This is a genomic window from Hyalangium sp., assembly GCF_035629615.1.
In the GTDB taxonomy this organism is placed as follows: domain Bacteria; phylum Myxococcota; class Myxococcia; order Myxococcales; family Myxococcaceae; genus Hyalangium.
In genome coordinates this window covers 1-3782 of sequence record NZ_DASPHO010000225.1, presented here as the reverse complement: position 1 = coordinate 3782, position 3782 = coordinate 1, and the positions used below count along the sequence as shown (strand labels likewise).

The window sequence follows — 3782 nt, the reverse complement described above, 5'->3', positions numbered from 1 at the left end:
CGGCTCGCGTTGGAGATGTTGCCGCCGACATAGAGGCCGAAGTGGTTCGGGGCCGCGGGAACGGCGTTGTCCACGCCGCTGTCCGTCACGTCCACGCCGAAGCCGGACGCGGTGAACTGCGCCTGGGTGAAGCCCTTGGAGGCCAGCCACGCCAGGTAGCCAGGCCCGGTGGGCTGGTTGCCGGTGATCTGGCCCGCGAGGATCATGTTCTGCCGCTCGTCCACCTTGTGCCGCGTGGGGCGCGGCTGGATGGAGAGCACGTCCGGCCGGGTGGCGATCTGGTAGAGATCCTGGCGGCTCAGGTACGCCACCACGTTGAGGTAGCCCAGGCCCTCCTGGATGACGCCATCACGCGACTGGAGCTGGCGGATGAGGTCCAGCGTCGGGCCGTTGGTCTCCTCATCCTGGAGGATCTGGATCGCGTAGGTCCTCGTCTCCAGCGTCTGGATGGCGGGGTGCAGCTTGTAGTCATCCAGGTAGTCGCCGGCCCACTGGATGGCGGCGGTGGTGGTGACGTGCTGCTGCAGGCGCGCGAGCACCTCTTCGCCGCCGTACACGAGGTAGGCGTTGTTGGGGATGTACGTCACGATGTGGACGCCGGTGGCCTCCAGCTCCTTGTGCCACTCGGGCTTGATGGGGCCGGAGAACTGCACCAGGTGGAAGCGCTTGCCCCCGGCCTGCTGCTTCATGCCACGCAAGGAGCGGCCGTGCTGGGAGGCGGTGTCGATCGTCCCCGCGTTGAGGAGGATGTCGTTGTAGTCGTCGCGGAGCTCGGCCCCTTCGGGCAGCGCGGCCAGCGCCTTGTCATCGACCTGCAGCAGCTTGTAGGTGCCGTAGTCGCTGAGGACCTGAACGTTGGCGCCGCTCTTCTCGAGCTGGAGCGCCTCCTTCGCGCTGAGCTGGACCTTGTGGGCCGTCAGCTCCGTGCGAGCTCCCTCGTGCTGCTGCGGCTGAGGCGCGGGAGCATTCCCCGATCCTTCGCAAGCCAGCATCGACAGCATCCCGACAAGCCCGAGCACTCGCGTGCCCATGGCACGCAACCCCGCTGCGGGCAGCCGCCTTCCACTGTGTCTCATGTTTTTCTCGCCCCGACATGCGAGCGCGTCATTAGGCATGACCCACACGCGCTCGATGCGGATCCGGAGGGGGGGAGGGCTCGCAGACAAACGGCGAACCCCCTCGTCCGACGCAAGAGCAGGTACCACGGCAAGACGAGAAGTTTCAAATCGTGAACAAAGTTGACGCCTGCTCTCAGAAGGTAAGAAAAACAGCTTGATGCGTGTTTCACGGCCTCATGCACAGGAGTTCCGGAGCCGGTGCGCCCAAAGAAGCGGGGCCGGAAACCGCTGAGAATTCAGCAGCTTCTGGCCCCTACGAGCGTGTCCCTGACGTGATTCTTCAGTGCGGGGGGCTGGCTTCCCGTCCCCCTCCCGAGAGTGCTGCGGTGCGCTCGCTGGCGTCCGTGGGTGATCCTCACGATCCCACCGTGAAGCTGCGCTCTGGATAGGGCTGCACTTCAGGGAGCAGGCTGGCGGTCGAGAGCGATTCCGTCCTTGAAGATCATGTCGATCTCGGCGGTCGCTTCGATCTGGGTCAGCGGATCGCCTCGCACCAGGAGCAGGTCAGCGCGCTGTCCTGGCGCGATCCTCCCGAACGTGTGAGCCGGATCCATGAAGTCAGCGGGCGCGCTGGTGGCGGCCCGCAGTGCTTCGGCCGGAGGGACGCCCAGCGAGACCAGCAGCGCCAGCTCGCGGTGGATGCCCGCTCCTGGGATGACACCCGGTGAGCCTCCGTCGGTCCCGATGAACAGCGGCACTCCTGCCTCGTGCAGTCGCCGCGCGTTCTGCCGGAGGGTGTCGATCAAGCGCCCGCTGGTGGACTCGAACTCCTCGCGGCTGCCCGCCCCGGGAAACTCGAAGTCCTTCGGGGGCTGGGCAAAGAGCGCGAGGGTCTCGGGATGCACCATCTTGCGCTCCAGCGCAGTGCCGCCGTCCGAGGCGAGGTCCTGCGAGGCGGTGAGGAAGCGGAGGGTCGTCACGAAGGGGATGCGAAGCTCCTTGAGCCTGGCGATCTGCTCATCGGTGAGCAGTCCTCCCGTGGGCGGATGAGCGAACAGGTCGAGTCCGGCCTCGGCCGCGATCATCACGTCCTCCGGCGCACCGATGTGAGCGACACTTCGCATCTTTCGCTCCTTCACGCGCTGGATGGCGGCGGCCAGGACTTCCCCTGAGAGCTTGGGTGTTCCGGCCGGGAGCGCGTCCGACGTCAGCTTGAACAGGGGAGGGGAGAACTCCTCCGCGATGGAGTCGACGACTTCGCGGGCCTCCTCCACGGTGTCTGCGGTGCGGATGTTGCGGGTCGCGATCCTGCTCACCGGCCATGGCAGGAGTGCACGGATGGTGGAAATCGGGAACCCGTTCGGCGCGGTGAGCCGCGGTCCGGCGATCAACATCCGGGGCGCGAGGTACTCTCCGCGCGCGGCATCCTGCTGCACCTCGAACTGATCATCGCCGCCTTGAAGGACCATGGCGCTGGTGACGCCCGCGTACAGGTACGCCGCGGAGATGGTCTTCAGGTCGGGGAGGCCCAGGTTCCACAGCGCCTCGCCGTGGGACTCGAGGTGCGCATGGGCATCGACCAGGCCCGGGAGGAGCGTCTTGCCTGTGCCATCGACGCGGATCACGTCCGGTGCGGTGAGCGTCCCCGCCGGTGCGACCGCCTCGATGCGATCATTTCGAATGAGCACGTCGCGTGGGCCCAGGGGCTGCTCGCCGTCGAAGACATTGACGTGGGTGAACAGGTAGCCCTTGGGCTGGGCCGTGGGGCGCACGGAAGCGACGAGCCGGTCATGTCCACACGCCGTGGTGAGCGCCAAGAGGGCCAGAGGGACGAGTCTGCAGAGAGTATGCATAGTGAGACACTACCTCTATTGGGAGGGGGCCGCGCTGCATCCCCTCAGGACGATGCTCAGTATGTGCCGTCCAAGAGGGAGTAGCGCACGTTCAGTGCCGAGCGTCCCTTGCAGACGAAGTCCTGTCGGCTGTCACCGTTCATGTCCATGAGTTCGAGTTGATCGCCGGGCGCCGCACAGAACGGGATGTCTCGGTGCCAGTTCAAGCCTTGGAACAACTGCGAGACAGGGCCCGCGTAGTCCACCCAGATGCGTCCTGGGTCATGGCAGATCCAATCCGCCCTGCCATCGCCGTTGGCATCCGTGAACCTCGTGGTGGCGTCGGAGTGGGTGCAGAAGGACGTCGACGACGTCCAGTCCGTCGTGGCGAACCGTCCCAGGGTGTTCGCGTAGTCCACAGCCTGGCCGCCTGCCGGCGATTGCCAGTGGCTTGGGCCAGGGCCTCATCCACCATCGTCTCACGGACGAAGTGCTCCACGTCCTTGATGGCCTTGTGACCCACCGAAGCCCGAAGGAGCGGTTCGAGATCCAGCGTCTGCGCGAGCGCCGAGTCCAAGGTGGCATTGAAGCTGGCCAGGTGGAGCGGCTTGGGAAGGTAGGCCCGGACTCCCCACTGTCCGAGGCGAAAGCTCTCGTCCGCCGAGGCCTGTCCACTCATGGCCACGATGACCGGCATGGGTCGGAGTGTCCGCGCCGTGCGCAGCACATCGAACGCGTCTCCATCCGGCAGGTGGACATCCAGCAGCAACAGCTCCGGCTGGAGCTCCGCGAGTAGCCGGTGTGCCTGTGCCGCCGTGCCGCAGGACGACACGGTGAAGGTGCCTCCGCGCGCTGCCAGAGCTGCCTTGAGGGCCTGCACCAAGGCGGCTGA

The 3782-nt window shown here is 66.3% G+C and carries 2 protein-coding genes and 2 pseudogenes; all 4 read right to left on the bottom strand.

All coding sequences use genetic code 11. From position 1 onward, the window contains the following. Positions 1–1076 (bottom strand): annotated as a pseudogene (locus VD972_RS11405) (hypothetical protein); the annotation flags it as partial. 440 nt (positions 1077–1516) lie between these two features. After that, positions 1517–2911 (bottom strand): amidohydrolase family protein, encoded by a 1395-nt coding sequence (locus VD972_RS11400; protein WP_324985217.1) that lies wholly within the window; start codon positions 2909–2911, stop codon positions 1517–1519. 56 nt (positions 2912–2967) lie between these two features. Beyond that, positions 2968–3309, bottom strand: coding sequence for a hypothetical protein (locus VD972_RS11395; RefSeq protein WP_324985214.1), 342 nt, complete (start codon positions 3307–3309; stop codon positions 2968–2970). A gap of 227 nt (positions 3310–3536) precedes the next feature. After that, positions 3537–3722: pseudogene (locus VD972_RS45455) on the bottom strand (response regulator); the annotation flags it as partial. Positions 3723–3782 lie beyond the last annotated feature (60 nt).